Annotated in this window: 11 protein-coding genes and 4 pseudogenes; 5 read left to right on the top strand and 10 right to left on the bottom strand. The window is 67.0% G+C overall.

Annotated elements, in window-relative coordinates:
• Positions 1-380 (top strand): annotated as a pseudogene (locus ACGFYN_RS39925) (SAM-dependent methyltransferase); the annotation flags it as partial.
• Between the two features lie 977 nt (positions 381-1,357).
• On the opposite strand, the gene ACGFYN_RS39930 reads toward ACGFYN_RS39925, so the two are convergent.
• On the bottom strand, positions 1,358-1,888 hold the full coding sequence (locus ACGFYN_RS39930; protein ID WP_393870904.1) for a hypothetical protein: 531 nt from the start codon (positions 1,886-1,888) through the stop codon (positions 1,358-1,360).
• Between the two features lie 612 nt (positions 1,889-2,500).
• Positions 2,501-2,842, bottom strand: a complete 342-nt coding sequence (locus tag ACGFYN_RS39935; protein ID WP_393870905.1) for an SH3 domain-containing protein — start codon at positions 2,840-2,842, stop codon at positions 2,501-2,503.
• Between the two features lie 403 nt (positions 2,843-3,245).
• On the opposite strand from ACGFYN_RS39935, the pseudogene ACGFYN_RS39940 reads away from it, so the two are divergent.
• Positions 3,246-3,903: pseudogene (locus ACGFYN_RS39940) on the top strand (class I SAM-dependent methyltransferase).
• 244 nt (positions 3,904-4,147) lie between these two features.
• On the opposite strand, the gene ACGFYN_RS39945 reads toward ACGFYN_RS39940, so the two are convergent.
• The 3 genes and pseudogenes from ACGFYN_RS39945 to ACGFYN_RS39955 all read right to left on the bottom strand — a co-directional run bounded on the left by ACGFYN_RS39945 (position 4,148) and on the right by ACGFYN_RS39955 (position 7,580).
• Positions 4,148-5,458 carry a hypothetical protein gene (locus ACGFYN_RS39945; RefSeq protein ID WP_393870906.1) on the bottom strand — a complete coding sequence of 437 codons (1,311 nt, stop codon included), beginning with the start codon at positions 5,456-5,458 and terminating at the stop codon, positions 4,148-4,150.
• Positions 5,459-5,869: 411 nt separating this feature from the next.
• Positions 5,870-6,328 (bottom strand): annotated as a pseudogene (locus ACGFYN_RS39950) (TetR/AcrR family transcriptional regulator C-terminal domain-containing protein); the annotation flags it as partial.
• Between the two features lie 37 nt (positions 6,329-6,365).
• On the bottom strand, positions 6,366-7,580 hold the full coding sequence (locus ACGFYN_RS39955; RefSeq protein WP_393870907.1) for an RNA-guided endonuclease InsQ/TnpB family protein: 1,215 nt from the start codon (positions 7,578-7,580) through the stop codon (positions 6,366-6,368).
• A 51-nt stretch (positions 7,581-7,631) separates the two neighbouring features.
• On the opposite strand from ACGFYN_RS39955, the gene tnpA reads away from it, so the two are divergent.
• Complete coding sequence (gene tnpA, locus ACGFYN_RS39960) at positions 7,632-8,060, top strand: IS200/IS605 family transposase (RefSeq protein WP_393870908.1); 429 nt, start codon at positions 7,632-7,634, stop codon at positions 8,058-8,060.
• 110 nt (positions 8,061-8,170) lie between these two features.
• Here the strand turns inward: tnpA and ACGFYN_RS39965 are convergent, their stop codons facing one another.
• The 3 genes from ACGFYN_RS39965 to ACGFYN_RS39975 form a co-directional block, all read right to left on the bottom strand.
• On the bottom strand, positions 8,171-8,926 hold the full coding sequence (locus ACGFYN_RS39965; protein WP_393870909.1) for a class I SAM-dependent methyltransferase: 756 nt from the start codon (positions 8,924-8,926) through the stop codon (positions 8,171-8,173).
• 304 nt (positions 8,927-9,230) lie between these two features.
• The gene (locus tag ACGFYN_RS39970; protein ID WP_393870910.1) at positions 9,231-10,148 is read right to left on the bottom strand and encodes an endo-beta-N-acetylglucosaminidase H; all 918 of its coding nucleotides are present in this window, start codon (positions 10,146-10,148) and stop codon (positions 9,231-9,233) included.
• Positions 10,149-10,372: 224 nt separating this feature from the next.
• Positions 10,373-12,763: an RICIN domain-containing protein gene (locus ACGFYN_RS39975; protein ID WP_393870911.1), complete on the bottom strand. Its 2,391-nt coding sequence runs from the start codon at positions 12,761-12,763 to the stop codon at positions 10,373-10,375.
• Positions 12,764-13,370: 607 nt separating this feature from the next.
• Between ACGFYN_RS39975 and ACGFYN_RS39980 the strand changes: the two genes are divergently transcribed.
• Positions 13,371-13,733: a DUF1304 domain-containing protein gene (locus tag ACGFYN_RS39980; protein ID WP_393870912.1), complete on the top strand. Its 363-nt coding sequence runs from the start codon at positions 13,371-13,373 to the stop codon at positions 13,731-13,733.
• Positions 13,734-13,738: 5 nt separating this feature from the next.
• Positions 13,739-14,296 (top strand): TetR/AcrR family transcriptional regulator, encoded by a 558-nt coding sequence (locus ACGFYN_RS39985; RefSeq protein ID WP_393870913.1) that lies wholly within the window; start codon positions 13,739-13,741, stop codon positions 14,294-14,296.
• 199 nt (positions 14,297-14,495) lie between these two features.
• On the opposite strand, the pseudogene ACGFYN_RS39990 reads toward ACGFYN_RS39985, so the two are convergent.
• Together ACGFYN_RS39990 and ACGFYN_RS39995 are read right to left on the bottom strand one after the other, a co-directional pair.
• A pseudogene (locus ACGFYN_RS39990) lies at positions 14,496-14,735 on the bottom strand (RNA-guided endonuclease TnpB family protein); the annotation flags it as partial.
• Between the two features lie 201 nt (positions 14,736-14,936).
• Positions 14,937-15,284 carry a hypothetical protein gene (locus ACGFYN_RS39995; RefSeq protein WP_393870914.1) on the bottom strand — a complete coding sequence of 116 codons (348 nt, stop codon included), beginning with the start codon at positions 15,282-15,284 and terminating at the stop codon, positions 14,937-14,939.
• Positions 15,285-15,332 lie beyond the last annotated feature (48 nt).

The following is a 15,332-nucleotide window of genomic DNA, read 5'->3' on the forward strand; positions in this document are numbered from 1 at the left end:
GTGCTGCTCTGGAGTCGATGTCACGGCTTCTGCGCCCCGGCGGGCGCGTGGTACTCACATCCCGCACTTGGGAACTCGTGAGGGCCAGAGGTTCCCGGCTGGAGATCAGTGACCGACTCGTCCGCCGGAACGGTCGCGATGCCGTCGTGGTCTACCGCTGGGAGATTGCGCCGCATTGGGAGGAGGAGCACCACATCGAGATTGCGATCGCGCAAGTTGATGCGACCGGGTTGGTGCTTGTCCGCTCGGAACTGCTGTCCTGCTGGCCCTACCGTTACGAGGAACTCGAAGTCGAGTTGCACCGGGTCGGACTCCAGACGGAACTGAGCACGTTCGATCTTGAGGCCGAGAACTACATGGTGGTCGCGAGCAAGGTATGAACACCGGACTCTCAGTCCCCGGCCGGACCGCGCGGTTGCTCGCAGGACGCTTGCGCCCTCTCAAAGGTGCGGGTTCAAGTGGTCAACGCAACGCCTCGGACGGGGAGTGCTCGTCGATCAGACGTCGGTAGATCCGGGGTGACGGTGTGGCGCTGTTTCCTGGTCGCATCCAGATCAATGAGCAGGATCTCGTCGATCAGCGGCGGGAACGGATCCAGCTTCGACGGCCGCGCCGAAGCGGTTGTCGTGCGTGGCTGCGGCCAAGCCGAGGTCAGGGCCTTGTTGACCGTGCTTCAGGTGACGCCGTACTTGCACTGCAACGCCCGGTTCGACATGCCATCGCGGGAGTCGCGCCGCAGCGCGGCGTACATCTCGACCTTCGACTGGCCAGGCAGCATCGGGGGTGCTCCTTTACTGAGCACATCCAGCTTGACACCGCAACCCCGATGGTGACGTCAGAATTCGCGAACATCTTTCTGGGCCATCACCTGGTGCCGTCAGCTTTCACGAACAACTGGCGTCACCAACTACCGACAGAACCACGGCGGTGACCCGGTCGTAGAGCTGGGCAACGAGCCACCGCAGACGCAGTGGTCTGCTACGCCTCTTGCTCCGCAGGGCGAACGTATGCGTCGAAAGCGGCGGCGTGGCGGGCCATGGCCGCCTTCCACAGTGCGTTGTGTGTGCGGGCGATCTCCTCCCAGAGGGCGGGGATGGCGGCGGTGAAAGCCTGCACGGAATCGGTGGGTGCGGTGCGCCAGGAAGGGAACTGGTCGGCGCAGGCTGCCGCTGATGCGACGGTGTGTCCGGCTTCGAGGAGTCGCAAGATGAGGACGGCCGGGTCGATCCAGGCTGTGCCGCGTGTGGGCCAGGCCCAGTCGATGCTGGGGGCTTGGTCGTCGTGTCTGAGGCGTCACGTGACTCGCCTCGCGAGGGTCATTACGGTCGACACCTACCGGACAGGACCTGGCCAGCTGTCACCGGTCCGCAGCGGCTATCGGATCGATGTCGCAGTGATCGATCATTTCCACACGCCCCGAACTGGCAACGGCCACCCGGAAGGTTGTTTTGTCCTTAGCAGGTACCGACACCTGGTCGGAAGTGTCGATCATGGTGTAGCCGTGCTTGTCCTTGAAGGCGACTTTCACGGTGAAGAGGCCGTCGCGTCCGTTCGGATTTCTGATCTCGACGGTCGCGTACGGGTCCTCCATGCTTGCGCAGTGCACGAGCACCGCGATGCCGTCCTTCAGGGGCCGTGCGGCATCGCTGGAGGGGGACGCCGTGGAGGTAGGCTGCGAACTCCCGCCACTGTTACGGGCATTCGTGCCGGAGTCGTGCGAGTTACTGCTGGGCGAACTGGACGAATTGCCGTGTGAGCCACCGCCGCCCGACGTCGAACTGTCGTGGTCTTGGCTAGAGCTGCTGCAACCGCTCCCGTCGCTGCTCTCCTGGCTGCCGTTTCCGTGGCCACCGCCCGAAGAGAACCCGGTCAGGGCCAGGACGACCATTGCCGACACCGCTGTGAATCTGAGCTTGCATCCCCGCATGTACATGCCCCGCACCCTATCCACGGGCGCCGCTCCGGCATCGGCGAGGGCGGGCCGAGCTGCTCTGTCTCAGCGTACGGGCCGGGCGGGCGACCCTCCGCGTTGCGATCGCACGTGCCGGCCGCGGGCCCGTCCTTCGCGTGGACGGCGCTACTTTCGAAACACGCCCTACTGATCCTTTCGTAAGTTCAGTCGGTGTGACGGGCGTGTGGATGGGAGGCTTTCGGGGTGGCTCATCAACCTTCCCCTTCGGCTATGGGCTCTCCCCTTACTCCTATGTCGCAGCCTCAGTTGGAGGCTCAGCGTGTTCGGCGGTCGAGTTGTTCGAGGAGGGTGTCGTCTCGAATGCGGAGATCGCGAGGGCGGTGGGGTGTGTGCCGAGAGTGTGCGGCGTTGGCGGCGGGTATGGGAGGAAGACATTGTTTCGGCCCCGTGGCGAGGGGCTGCCGCCGGACGCCCACTCCGTGTGCGGGTCGGGCCTGAAAGTAGTGGGAGGCCTGTCCGGCGGAATCGTCGGCGTGGCCGCGCCGGGCGCTCGCTCCACCTGCCAGAGACAACGAGCGCCCAGAGTCCTCAAAAACCACACCAGCTTTTGCTACCTCCATCGTTGAGGAGGTCGTCACGCATCCACCCGGCCCAACTGGCAGTGACATCTCTGGCAAACGTCCAGGTGTAGCCACTGGGACTGCCGCTCGTCCAGCAGTAGTAGTCGATCTGATGCGTACCGTAGATCGTGCCGTTTATTGAACAGGCAGTGCTGGAGCCACTGCGCATGTTGATGCCGCTGCCCTTGCTGCTGACCGCGGTCGCGTCGAGGTTGGGCGGACGCGTTGATCCACAAGCAGCATGCGCATCTGCTGGCGTGGCATACGTGATTGGTCCCACGAGCAGAGCCGTGGCAGCAACAAGAGCCACGCGCAGCGTCCTCTTTCTCACAGAATCTCCTCGTCGGCGCATGGAGCTGAAAGCTTCATTCCAGACACCATGTGGGCTGACAGTAAAGCCTCGGTAGTAAAGTTCCGGACGATTTGCACTTGGCGGGATGCCGACCGTCGGCGGATCTCACGCCCGTACCGGCAGCGGTGACAGGTGAGCCGACTCATAAGAGCTCGTAACACGATCTTGTGGACGTGCGCTGGTGGGGCGGCACTTGTCGGAGGATTCCACCGTTCGTGAGGTGCGAAGAACCGACCGTGGATCGCGCTCTTTATCAGCGCATCAAACTCGCTTCCTTGGACTGCGTCCGGCAGTCCGGGAGCGAGTGATCTCTATTCCGGAACAGGGTGTGCATGCCGCAGGAACTTGATGGACTGGGGTGATGAAGATCTTGTCGCCTCGTGTCCTGCGGGCTCTTCAACGGTTCAATGCCGCCTATCCCTGGGATCACAACGCCCGCTACCATCGCTGGATCCTGCGGCAGTTGCCAAGGCGCTTCGACCTCGCCCTGGACGTCGGTTCCGGCAGCGGTGATCTCGCAAGGCTCTTGGCACGACGAGCCGCCACTGTGCGGGCCGTCGATTCCGATCCCGTGATCACAGCCCAGGCCCAGAAGCTGACTCCTTCCGGGCCCCCCGTCGCCTTCAATGTCGCGGATGCAATAGCCCGAGTTTCCGGCTGGCCCTTACGACGTCATCACGTGCGTCGCCACGATCCACCACCTGCCATTCACCCAGGCGCTCACCCATTTCCGCCGGCATCTGGTTCCGGGAGGAACCCTGGTGATCGTCGGTCTGTCTCAAGCCCAGACCCGCGTGGACCACTTGCTCGGTGTTGTCGCCATTCCGGCCAACGCTGCCATGGGCTGGCTCAAGAACAAAGGGCGTCCCTCGCAACGCCCCGTCTCCATGACGGCCCCTACTCGCCCCGCGGACATGACCTTTGACGACATCGTCCGAGAAGCCAGAGACGTCCTCCCTGGCGCACGGCTGCGACGACGATTGTTCTGGCGCTACACGCTGGTATGGAGTCAGCCCTAAGCGGCCCGCGGCTTCCTAGATCAAGTGTCGGTTCGAGGGCTCGTACGGGTGAGACGCCGAGTCACATACATACGGCCACTGCGCCCGGGCGTCTTCGCTGGGGAGTCGCCGCGTGCTACGGCACCAGCCCAGCCAGGACCGCACCCAGCGCAAACAGCCGTTTCAGAAGATGAGCGGCGTGCCTCCTCGCAACAATTCCAGGCTCCGCCGGCTCCTGTGATCGCCCGCTCTGCGCGGGAAGAGATCAAGACTCGTGACCGCGCCCCTTCCCCAGCCCCCGAGAGAGCCACAGGTCCCGGTTGCCCGCGATCAGCACGCGCCCGTCCGCGAGGGTGACCGCTGTTCTCGGGGGGTCCTCGCTGCAACCGAGGCCGCCACGTTTGAAGCCCGTTGTCGTCCCCTTGCCGACCCAGACGGAAGCGCACAGCACGGTGCGGGTGTTCGGCTTGGACTTGGGGCGAGGGGCCGAGCCGACCAGGACCGGGCGGCCTGTGGAGTCGACGGTCGCGGCCGTGATCACGCCGCTGCCCATGGCCGACGTGTTCATCCGGGTCCAGTGGGTGCCGTCCTGGCTGGTGAGAACCAGCGGGAGGGAATCGTAGAAGGCGCCGGCCCTCGCGTAGCCACCCACGGCGAACCAGTGGCCCGACGCGTACAGGACGCTGTGCACCTGTGTGCCGGGGGGCGTCCCGGTGATTTCGCCGGACGTCCAGTGCGCGCCGCCGTCCGCGCTGCGCCAGAACGGGATGGTGCCCGAGGAGTGGAAGTCGTAGGCGTTGGTCGCTGCCGCGCCGAAGGCGACGACCTTTGTGCCGTTGACGCCGAAGTCGCCCACGGGTGTAGATGGTTGACCACCTTCGATCGTCGGCAGCGGCACGCGACGCACGGTCTTGCCCGCGTCGTCGGAGGCGAACACGTAGGGAGACTCCACGTGGTCGACACTCTGGCCGCCGCCGATCAGCAGGCGCGAGCCGACCTTCACCACTGTGTTCACCGAGGCGTCGTCCGCGGTCTCCTGCTCGGGGTGGGTGTTGAACGTCAGCGGCAGCGTGGCGAGTTGGACCTGCTCGCCGTCCGGCGCCCGGCGGGTCAACGTGGCACCGACACCGATCAGCGAACCGTCGTCCCACGGCACCACCACGTCGCCCGGCAGGCCGCCACCGAGCCAGCCGCTACGCATGGAGTACGGCACGTCGCTCTCGTCGTCGGCGCCCGGCTTCGGAGTGATCGAGAGCTTCGTACAGCCTTCGGACCCGGTCCAGTTGACGTTCACATAGTGGTAGCCGTTGGCGAACGTCCCCTCTCCCAGGGCGCAGTCGCCCAAAGGCACCAGCTGGCGCAGGCCCTCGCCGGGCGCGACGTACCCCTCGTTGTGCGGGCCGGTCACCGACGGGTAGTCCACGGCGCCCGCGTACTTCTTGAACCCGAGCCCAACCGCGCTCGCGTCGTCCGCGCCCGTGTCCCCCGCCCTGATCTGGCCGCAGCCGACCAGCACCAAGGCCGCACCGGCCACCAGGCTCGCGACGACGGCGAGCTTCCCCCCGCATGTTCTCATCCCTGCACGCTACTCAACTCGCACGCGTCACGCCGGGAGTTGGCGTGGCGGGTGGGATGACCGGCCGGACACGCCAGCGCCCGAACACGTGCGTCGCCTTGGCAGGCAGATTGGCAGGCAGAGTCGTCGCGAGCCAGGAGTACGCCCAACAAGAACGCGAGGGGGCGGACCTCGGCGACCGGAACCGAGCCCGGACTGCGCGCGAGCACACGGCACCAACTCCCATGACCGTGACCTCACGTGTGCACCTCCCGTGTGTGGCTTGGTGGTTGAGCACGTGGGCTGAGCCCGCTCTCGCCTGCGCGGCTGAGTTCACCTCTGCGGCGGCTACCGACCCGGGTTCTTGGTCGCAGCATCGAGTGCGTCGCACGGCCGGCTGACGGCCGCTGGTCGGCGTCCGGGACGATCCGGTCAGGTCTGGCCGATTGCGCCCTCGATCTGGGCCAGTTGGGCGGCGAGGATCTCCTCGAAGGCGGCCTGGCGGTCCGCCCCAAGGGGGCGGACGTCACGAGCGAAGTGGGCCAGGGCAGGGAAGCGTTCGGGGTCGGCGCCCAGCACCGCGACCCGGAAGTGCTGCATGCCGTGCTCGTACTCCTGCGGGGTGATGGTGCTGATTCCGGCCTCAGAGGCGATCAATGCGGCGATGAGGACCGCGAACCGGTGATAGCGCGCCGGGATCTCCTCATCGGGCAGCCCTGACGCGCGCAGGGCCTGCAGCGCCTCTTCCATGACCAGCCGGGAACCGGAGCCTCCTGACGCATAGCGTCCCCAGATCGCAGCGAGCTGGGGCTGCTGCCCGAAGGCCTCCCTCACGCGCAGGGCGAGGACAGTGAGGCGCTGCTTCCAGTCGCCCTCGGGGCGGTAGCCGTCCGTGACTCCTCCCCGTCCTAAAGGACGGGGCTTCTCGCTATGCCGGGTTGGCGTCGCGACGGACCAGCCCGGCCCGTAGAATGTTGAGAGCTCCCACCGTGTCAGCGTGCGCGTTGTGACGGCACGAAACGCAGTGGAATTTTTCCTGCGTGGGCCGGTTTTCCTTCGCGGTGTGCCCGCATACGGGGCAGGTGCGGGAGGTGTTGCGGGGGTCCACGGCGATCACTTCCCGTCCGGCGCTTTCAGCCTTGGCGTGCAGGATCGTCAGGAACACCCCCCATCCGGCATCGTTGATCGATTTGTTGAGCCCGGCTTTGGCGGCGGCCCCGTTGGGGAGGAAGGTGCCTGGCTGGTCGGGGTCGGGGTTCGGTGCGGGGGCCTTGCTCATGTTGCGGATCTTGAGGTCTTCGTGCGCGATGAGGTCGTGTGCGCGGACCAGGTCGAGCGCGGTCTTGTGTGCGTGGTCGAGCCGCTGGCGGCGCACCTTGCTGTGAAGCTGGGCAACCCTGTCCACCGCGCGCTGGTGGTTGGCGGTTCGGTCCTTCGCCTTGCGGCGCGGGAACCGGGACAGGGCCCGCTGTGCTGCCTGGAGTTTCTCGGCTGCACGGCGGCCGTGGCGCGGGTTGGGCACGAACTCGCCGTCTGAGTCGGCGAGGAAGTTCGCGATGCCCAGATCGATGCCGGCCACGGAGCCGGTCGCGGGCAGCGGTTCGGGCTGGTCCTGCGCGGCGGTGAGCACGACGAACCACTGACGGCCCTCGCGCTTGACCGACACGGTCTTGACGTGGCCGACCACAACGCGGTGCTGGTTGACCTTGACGTGGCCAATGCCCTGAAAGCGGACGCGGGTGACGGGGTCGTGCGGGGTGGAGTTCCACCGGCAGCCGTCCCCATCCTTGGGGAAGTCCACCGTGTCGAACCAGTTCACCCCGCGAAAGCGCGGGTAGCCCGGGATGTCGCCGGACTTGACCCGGCGGAAGAACGCGGCGAACGCTTTGTCGAGACGGCGCAAGGTGGCCTGCTGTGAACTGAACGACCAGCGGCCCTGACGCTCCGGGTCGAATGCCCGGATCTCCTTGAGTTGCGCGGACTGCATCCCGTACTTGACGGTGGTCTTTGAAACGTGCTGGTAGGCGTCGCGGCGTTCCTGCAACGCCCCGTTGTAGAGAGAGCAGTGGTCCCGCAGCATCTCGCCGAGCGCCTGGTCCTGCCGGATGGTGGGCCGCATGAGGAACTTATACGCACGGATCATCTCAGCCCACCCCCTCCGGTCGAGCTCGCTTGATCCTACTACACTTGGCGTATGTCACCGCGCTGGGAACCAGATCCCGATATCAGACGTGGAAACCACGTCATCTACAATCTCCATGCACACTTGGTGTTTGTCACGAAGTACCGGCGTGGAGTCTTCAACGGCGAGATGCTGACACGCTGCGAGGAGATCATGCGCGACGTGTGCGAGAGCTTCGGGGCAGAACTACGGGAGTTCAACGGCGAAGGCGATCACGTCCACCTGCTCGTGCACTACCCGCCCAAGGTCGCCCTGTCCAAGCTCGTCAACAGCCTCAAAGGCGTCAGCTCCCGGTACCTGCGCGCGGAGTACACCGGCCGGATCGACAGGATCGGCATGGGCTCAGTGTTCTGGTCCCCGTCCTACTTCGCGGGGTCCTGCGGTGGCGCACCGCTGAGCATCGTCAAGGACTACATCGAGAACCAGAAGCGCCCAGCCTGACCGTCACCACGCAGACATAGAGATCTCCGGCGCTTCGCACCTCCGGGCCGAGGATCGCATTCCCGCCCGGCCTAAAGGCCCAGATTCCCTGCGAAGAACAAGGGATGGAGTCAATGCGTGTCCGACCCAAGGGAACCGCGCCGCGCCACGAACACGAACTCCCTGCCCGGTCGGTCGGGTGCGTCGCGTACGTCCTCGACGACGAAGCCGTGCTCGTGCAAGTCCCGCTCGATCTCCGGACGTTCGCGGAAGCGGAGTGTCGATTCCGAGGTCAGTACGTCGCCGTCGGCAGCGAACACATGCGTACCCTGGAAGCTCACCAGCGGCAGGCTCACGTCCGTCAGCTCGGCCCAGGTCTCGACGTGCCCGACGCCCGGGATGTCCGTCACGCGATACGTGGTTTCACGCGTCCACTCCGCCCATTGCTCCCATACGCGCTGCGCCGGATCGCGCGTCTCGAAGACCAGCCGCCCGCCAGGCCGCAGCGCCTCGTACGCGCCGCGAAGCGTCGCACTCCAAGCCTGCGGATCGACGATCGCCTGGGCGACGTTGCCGGTCATCGTCACCAGGTCGATGTGCATGGGCGGCAGGTGCCTCGCGTCGCCGTCGAGCCAGCGCACCCGCTCCCCGCCCGGCTTGCCCCGCGCGACGTCGACGGACGCCCGCGCGGGATCGATTCCGGTGACCGTCATCCCGCGCTCGGCGAGCAGCAGGGCGAACACGCCCGTCCCGCACCCGATGTCCAGCACCGATCGCGCGCCGAACTCCTGCGCCATCGCGAGGTACGCGTCGAGATCGCTGCGGTCCGGATCGAGAGCGTCGTAGATGGCGGCGAGGCGCGGATGCCCGAAAGCTGCGTCAACCATGGAGGCGAACGTATGTGGCCCCTAGCATGCGCGGCCACTGCATTTTCGGAGTACGTCGCCGATCGGGCGCGGCGACCCACCGGAGTCCTGGGTCCTACGGTTTCCTTCCTTGAGCGGCGAGTTGGGCGGAACCGGGCTCTGTAATTCGGCGCCCCAGGGTGCAGGAACTGGTCACCACTGACGCTGACCGTGCCGTACGACCGCGCCCTCGACATCGTTGTCGAAGACGCGGCCTGCACAGTCGCGGGCCTACGGGATGCTGCACGCCCCGAGGGCACGGTGCGTGCCGGGGTGTGCGGTCGCCTTACGGCGTGTAGACGGCCTCACTGCCGTACAACTCCCGGGTGAACGCGGAGACATCGGAGCTGCGGTCGGCGCCGTCGAGGTTGTACGTCAGGTAGACGCCGTACCCTTCGCTGACGGTGCGGCGGGCGAGGTCGGCGGCCGTGCTCTGCGAGGTTCCGCCGATTTCCACGGCTGCCGGCGACAGCTTCGACTTGGGCAGTGCGATGCCGGGGACCTGCCAGGTGCCGTAGTACGGGTTCCAGGCGTAGTCGAACTTGGACGAGACGTCGACGCCGCCGTAGGAGAGGCGCGACGCGGCCGGGCCGATGTTGTAGAGGCTGATGATCTTGTTCGGCATGTTCGCGCGCAGCGCCGTCACGAGCTGCACGAACGAACTGGCGTTGGGCTGGCCGGTCTCGTTGTTGCCGTACTCGGCGTACTCGTCGTCGAAGTCGATGCCGTCGAGTCCGTACTTGGCCACGGTGTCGGACAGTTGTGTGGCGAACGCGGAAGCCGCCTGCTGGGAGGGGAAGTTGGCGAAGCCGGCGCCCTGATGGTTGCCGAGCACGGAGAGGACGACCTTGATGCCCTTCTGCTGCAACGACCGTATCTCTGTGGCGGCGTTGTCGAGGACGCGCTGCACGTTCTCGTTGAAGTACAGGTACGCGGCCTTCTTGCTGGTGTCGTAGTTGATGTTCGCTGCGAAGATCACGGCGACGTCGAAGACGTTGCCGCCGCCGTTGGCAAGGGTGTACTTGCCGACGTTCTGCATGCTGTTGTTGTTCACCTCGACGTACGCCACCGAGGTCGGTCCCTGTTTCGCTGGAGCGGTTGCCGCTGCCGCGCCCGTGGTCGCCGTCGTGCCTAAACCGAGGGCCGCGACGGCCAAGAGGGCGAGCGCGGCCGTGCGCACTCTGCTCCGTACCGGAGTTGACATCGTTGATCGGTCTCCCATCGCGTGGGGGTGGCGCCCGACCTGTTTCGGAAGCGCCGCGTGAGCCATCCGAGTTTTCCGCCCACGCCACCGAATGTTGAGAGCCGTGCGCCAACTCTTCACGACTCCCACCAACGGCCCGTCTCGGGCCGGTCCCTCGCGTTCCGAGCCCCTTACGGCGCGCTGTCGCATCGCGGCGTGCGCCGAGACGAGAGACGAGCGGCTGCTCACGCCACGCGCCACAGGTGGTCGTCGGTCCCGTTGTCGTCGAACTGCACCACCTGCGCGCTGTTCTGAGTCGACATCCCGTCCACGCCCAGGACCTTTCCGCTGTGCCGGTTGCGGACCAGGAACCAGCCGTCGCCCTTGTCGATCAGGGTCCACAGGTGGTCGTCGGTCCCGTTGTCTTCGTACTGGACGACGTGCGCGCTGTTCTGGGTCGACATGCCGTCGACGCCCAGGACCTTGCCGCTCTGGCCGTTGCGCACCAAGTACCAGCCGTCGCCCTTATCGATCAGCTGCCACGCGTGGTCCCCTGTTCCGGTGTTGTCGAACTGCACGACCCTCGCGCTGTTCGCCGTGGACATTCCGTCGACGGCCAGCACCTTCCCGCTGTGCTTGTTGAGGATGCGCCGGTAGGGCGGCTCCGGCAGCCACGTCCTGCCGTTCGGGGAGGCTGCCGGGAACGAGGTGATCCGTAGCCGGGCCGCGCCCATCGGGACCAGGGTGACGTGTTCCACGGCGCCCGTTGCTCGCGCCGGGCTCTGCTGGAGCGGAGCGACCACGTGTTCGTCGTCGGAGATCCACTCCGGGATGCGGCGCGCCTGGGCGGTGAGCGTGAGCGGGGTGGTGTCGTGGGTGAAGGGGTTGGAGGCGATGGGGCCTTCGGCCCGGGTCAGCGCGAAGGTCGTGTCCGGTGCCAGGCCGTAGTTCCACGGCGTCGTGGCGTGCACCTCGTACTCGGGGAAGGCGTCGTCGCCCGCATAGCGGACGTACTGCTCGCCGATGCGCAGCGCATACGTCAGCGGCCCGTGCGTCACGCTGACGGCGCCGTGGTTGGCGGACCAGGTGTGGACGGCGGTGTGTTGCGGGAGGGTGAGTGTGACGCGGTCGCCGTCCTTCCAGGTCCGCTCCACACGCACGAACACCGGTCCGGCCTGTGCCGGGACCGGCTGTCCATTGACGCGCAGTTGAGGGTCTGCGCACCAGCCCGGCACACGCATCAGCAGCGGGAACGAGACTGGTTGCGGTGTGGACAAGGTCAGGGTGACGGTCTCGTCGAACGGGTAGTCCGTGTCCTCGGTGACGGTGATCGTGGTGCCGGAGCCGACGGTGGCGCGGACGCTGCTCGGCGCGTACATCGCGGCGGCGAGTCCGCCCTCCGAGGTGGCCAGCCACAACTCCTCGCTGAAGTAGGGCCAACCCATTCCGTAGTTGTGAGGGCAGCAGCGGTACTGGTCGACACCGGGCCGGTAGGACTGCATGGCGAAGCCGTTCTGGAACTGGCCCTGGGTCTTGGGGACATTGTCCAGGTCCACGCTGTTGGCGCTGGTGATGTAGTGCACGCCCTTACCGTCGGGATCCAGGGCGGCGGGCAGCATGTTGAAGGCCAGGCCCTCGCAGCGGTCCGCCCATATCGGGTCGCCGGTGACCCGGGTCAGCAGCTCGTGGCTGGCCATGAACTCCACGATGCCGCAGGTCTCGAACCCCTGGCGCGGGTCCCCGAAGCCGGGTCTGATGTTCTCGTCACCGGCGATCCCACCCCCGGGGAACTGCCCGTACCCGCCCAGGACTTGTTCATAGGTCTGGTAGGTGGCCCGGGTCAGGTCGGCGGAGCCCGTTCGCTGGGCGTACTGAGCCGGTTCACGGAAGCCTTGAGCGATGTTGACGTTGTGGGGCGTGGGCAGCGGGCCGGTCCAATCGGCGCCCCACGCGTGCATCTTGTCGACGAGGTCGAGCAGAAACGCCTCGCCTGTACGACGGTGCAGCCACATGGCGATATCCATGCCGTCACCCCAGCGCAGCGAGACCCAACTCGTGTCGAACGCGCCCTGCCCCTGCGCGTTCATGAAGCGCAGGAACCGGACGAGGAAGGGCACGATGCGCAGATCACCCGTGTATTCCTCATAGGTACGCAGCGCCTGGAGCAGCGGGAGGAAGGGCCAGAAGTCGGGGCCGCCGTTCAGCGAGGTGCGCAGTGCCCGAGGTCCGAAGAAGCCGTCGTCCTGCTGTGTGGCGAGGACCGCGTCGATCCAGCGGCGGGCCTGATCCAGGGCGGCGGCGTCTCCGGTGGCGATGGCGAGGGGGACGTATCCCCGCAGCCAGTACGGGAGTTCCTCCCAACCGTCGTGGTCGGGGCGCGCCCAGCCGCTGGTCGTGACGTCGAGGAAATGGGAGCGCGCGGCGTAGCGGCCGCACAGGCCGGCGAGTTGCAGGCGCAGTTGGCCGGCGAGCCAGCCGCGGGGGGTGATGCTGCCTGACGGCAGCCGGGTGAGCGCGTCGGCAGCGAGGCCGCTTGTCGCGGCAGCAGCGGGCGCTGCGGGGAGTGCGGCGCCGACGGTGAGGGAACCGATGGCGAGGCATCCGGATTGAAGGAAGTGGCGTCGGGCAAGGGGCATTCGGCTTCTCCTGTGGGGGGTGAGGCATGATCTGGCTGCAGGGCGCTGGTCTGCAGGTCGCGCGTCAACGGGGCGGCGGACGGCGCTGCAGCGGTGCGCCGGCCGGCAATCGAGGCTCCCGGGGAGGCGCCCATCGATGCCATCGCGGGTTAAGGCGCAGCTCGTCGTTTCGCGTCGGCGCCCATGAACGTGAGGACAACGTTGTCGTCAGCTCCGGTCGACTGGCCGCCGCAGTGGGCGCCGGCGCGCGTCCCGCGGAGATGAGCAGAGGGACGCGTCGATTGAGAGGCCTGGTGCGCACGAATCCTCCTTGGCCGAGGAAGGGTGGCGGCTCATTGCGTTCGCTCTGTACAACGTTGTAAGGAACGGCAGTTGGCATGACAGCACGACTTCCGAACCCTGTCCAGGGACATGACAAAACCGCGTGAGCGCGACACCTCACAGGGCACTAAGCCGCCCACTCCGGAAGCCCTTCGGGGCCTGACCCTGACGAGGGTTCGCGCGCCCGGCGTGGGCAGGCGGCGGGCTAACGGATCTCGCACTTCATGGACAGTCGTCCATGTATTATGGACAACTGTCCATGACGTTGGAAGATGAGGATGTCCCGATGGAGACGACTGCGAATGTGCTGGTCGGGCTGGTCGCCGCGCTGCACGCATACATCCTGGTCCTGGAGATGTTCCTGTGGGAGAGGAAGCCGGGCCGCAAGCTCTCCGGCTTTGATGCAGCCCTGGCTCGCGCCACCGCCCCACTCGCCGCGAACCAGGGCCTGTACAACGGGTTCCTGGCCGCCGGGCTGATCTGGGCACTGATCGCCGGGGATCCGACCGGGTTCCAGGCCAAGGTCTTCTTCCTCGTCTGCGTGCTCATCGCCGGCCTTTACGGCGGGCTCACCGCCAACCGGCGGATCTTCGCCGCCCAGGCTCTGCCCGGGGCCCTGGCGCTCGCCGCCGTTCTGCTTGCCCGGTGACTGGCGTGCAACCAGATCCCCGTACGGCACGGACGCGGGCCAAGCTGGGTCGGGCATTGCTGGAGGAATGCGCCCACCGTCCCCTGGCAGAAGTCAGTGTCGCGGCTCTGGTGCGCCGGGCAGGAGTCGGCCGCGCCACGTTCTACCTCCACTACGCCGACCTGGAGGCGCTCGCCGTCGACGTCTGCGCCGATATCGTCCGTGAAGCCGTGGACGCTCTGCACGCGTGGCGCGGCACACCCGATCCCGAGACCCCTCCACCCGCCCTGCTTACCTTCTTCGACCGCCTCGCTTCCCACGCCGGGCTCTACCGGGAACTGTTGAGCCCGGGCGGCAGCGGCCCTCTCGGCCAGGTACTCCACCAGGACCTGCGCACCCGCAGCCGCACCGAGCGCGCCCTGGCCGGTGCGCCGGAACCAGACCTGGTCGCCTCGGCCGTCGCCGCGACCTTCGCCGGGGTTCTCGCCGACTGGTTGCACGGCTTCATCGAGGCCACGCCCGCCGAGATCGCGCAGCGGATCTGGCGGCTGCTCATCAATCTGCACCGCACTCCCCTGCCCTGACGAGCCGCCTACTCCAACAACAGTCCCCTGCCGCCTTGTTCGCGTGCCGTGGGCACGTCGCACGGCCCACGCCGACCCCGGCCCGCACTGGAACGGGGGCCGGTACATGCGGTCCGCGCACCAGGCATCGTCGACGAAGTCGTAAAACCTTCCACGGGCCGGCCGTATCCGATGCGTCCCTCACCCCTCGCGCCATCCAGAGGAAGTTGGCTATGCCCAGGTCGATACCGACCACGCTGCCGGTGGGCGGCAGCGGTTCGGGCCGGTCCTGCCCGGCGCTCAGCACGACGAACCACTTACGGCCCTCACGTTTGACGGAGACCGTCTTGACCCTGCCGACCACGGCGCGGTGCTGGTTGACCTTGACGTATCCGACGCCCTGCAGGCGGACACGGGTCACGGGGTCGTGTGGGGTGGAGTTCCACCGGCAGCCGCTTCCACCAGGCAGCCCCCGCCCCGGCCGGAGGGGGCGCGCACGGCAGACGGGCCCCGATCCAGTACCGGGATCGGGGCCCGTCTGCATGCTACGGACAGCTCATGGCGACGTCGGCGACCGATCCGCCTATCCACCGTCGTCCACCTCGCCGCCTACGTGGGCCCCGGCACCGGGCGGGTGGCTCAGCGCCGGGACTCGTGTGCGCTACTTGCCGATGGTGATGGTGTTGTTGCACCCCTGGGTTGAGCCGACGTTGGTGTTCTGCGTGCCAGGTGAGCCGTTGGCGTTGGGCGCGTTGCTTTCCAGGCCGTTCTCGAACCCGGACTGGCCCTGCACGTCGACGTTGTCTCCGGTCGTCGTGCAGGTGGTGCTCTGGCTGAACTGCGTCGTATGGACCTCTCGGGCCTGGTGCTCGCGCGCGTGTCCGTGTCCGCGTCCGTGCTTGGGATTGTGCTCGTCCCCGTACCCGTTGGCGTAGGCGGTGCCGGCGCCGAGGAAGCCGACGGCGCCGAGGAGGACGGCTACGACAGCGGTCTTGCGAGGCTTGTGCATGTCTTCTCCGGGTGTTGAATCGGACGCGAACGTCATCTGCCACGCCTC

It is taken from the genome of Streptomyces sp. NPDC048419, from assembly GCF_043200415.1.
Lineage (GTDB): Bacteria > Actinomycetota > Actinomycetes > Streptomycetales > Streptomycetaceae > Streptomyces.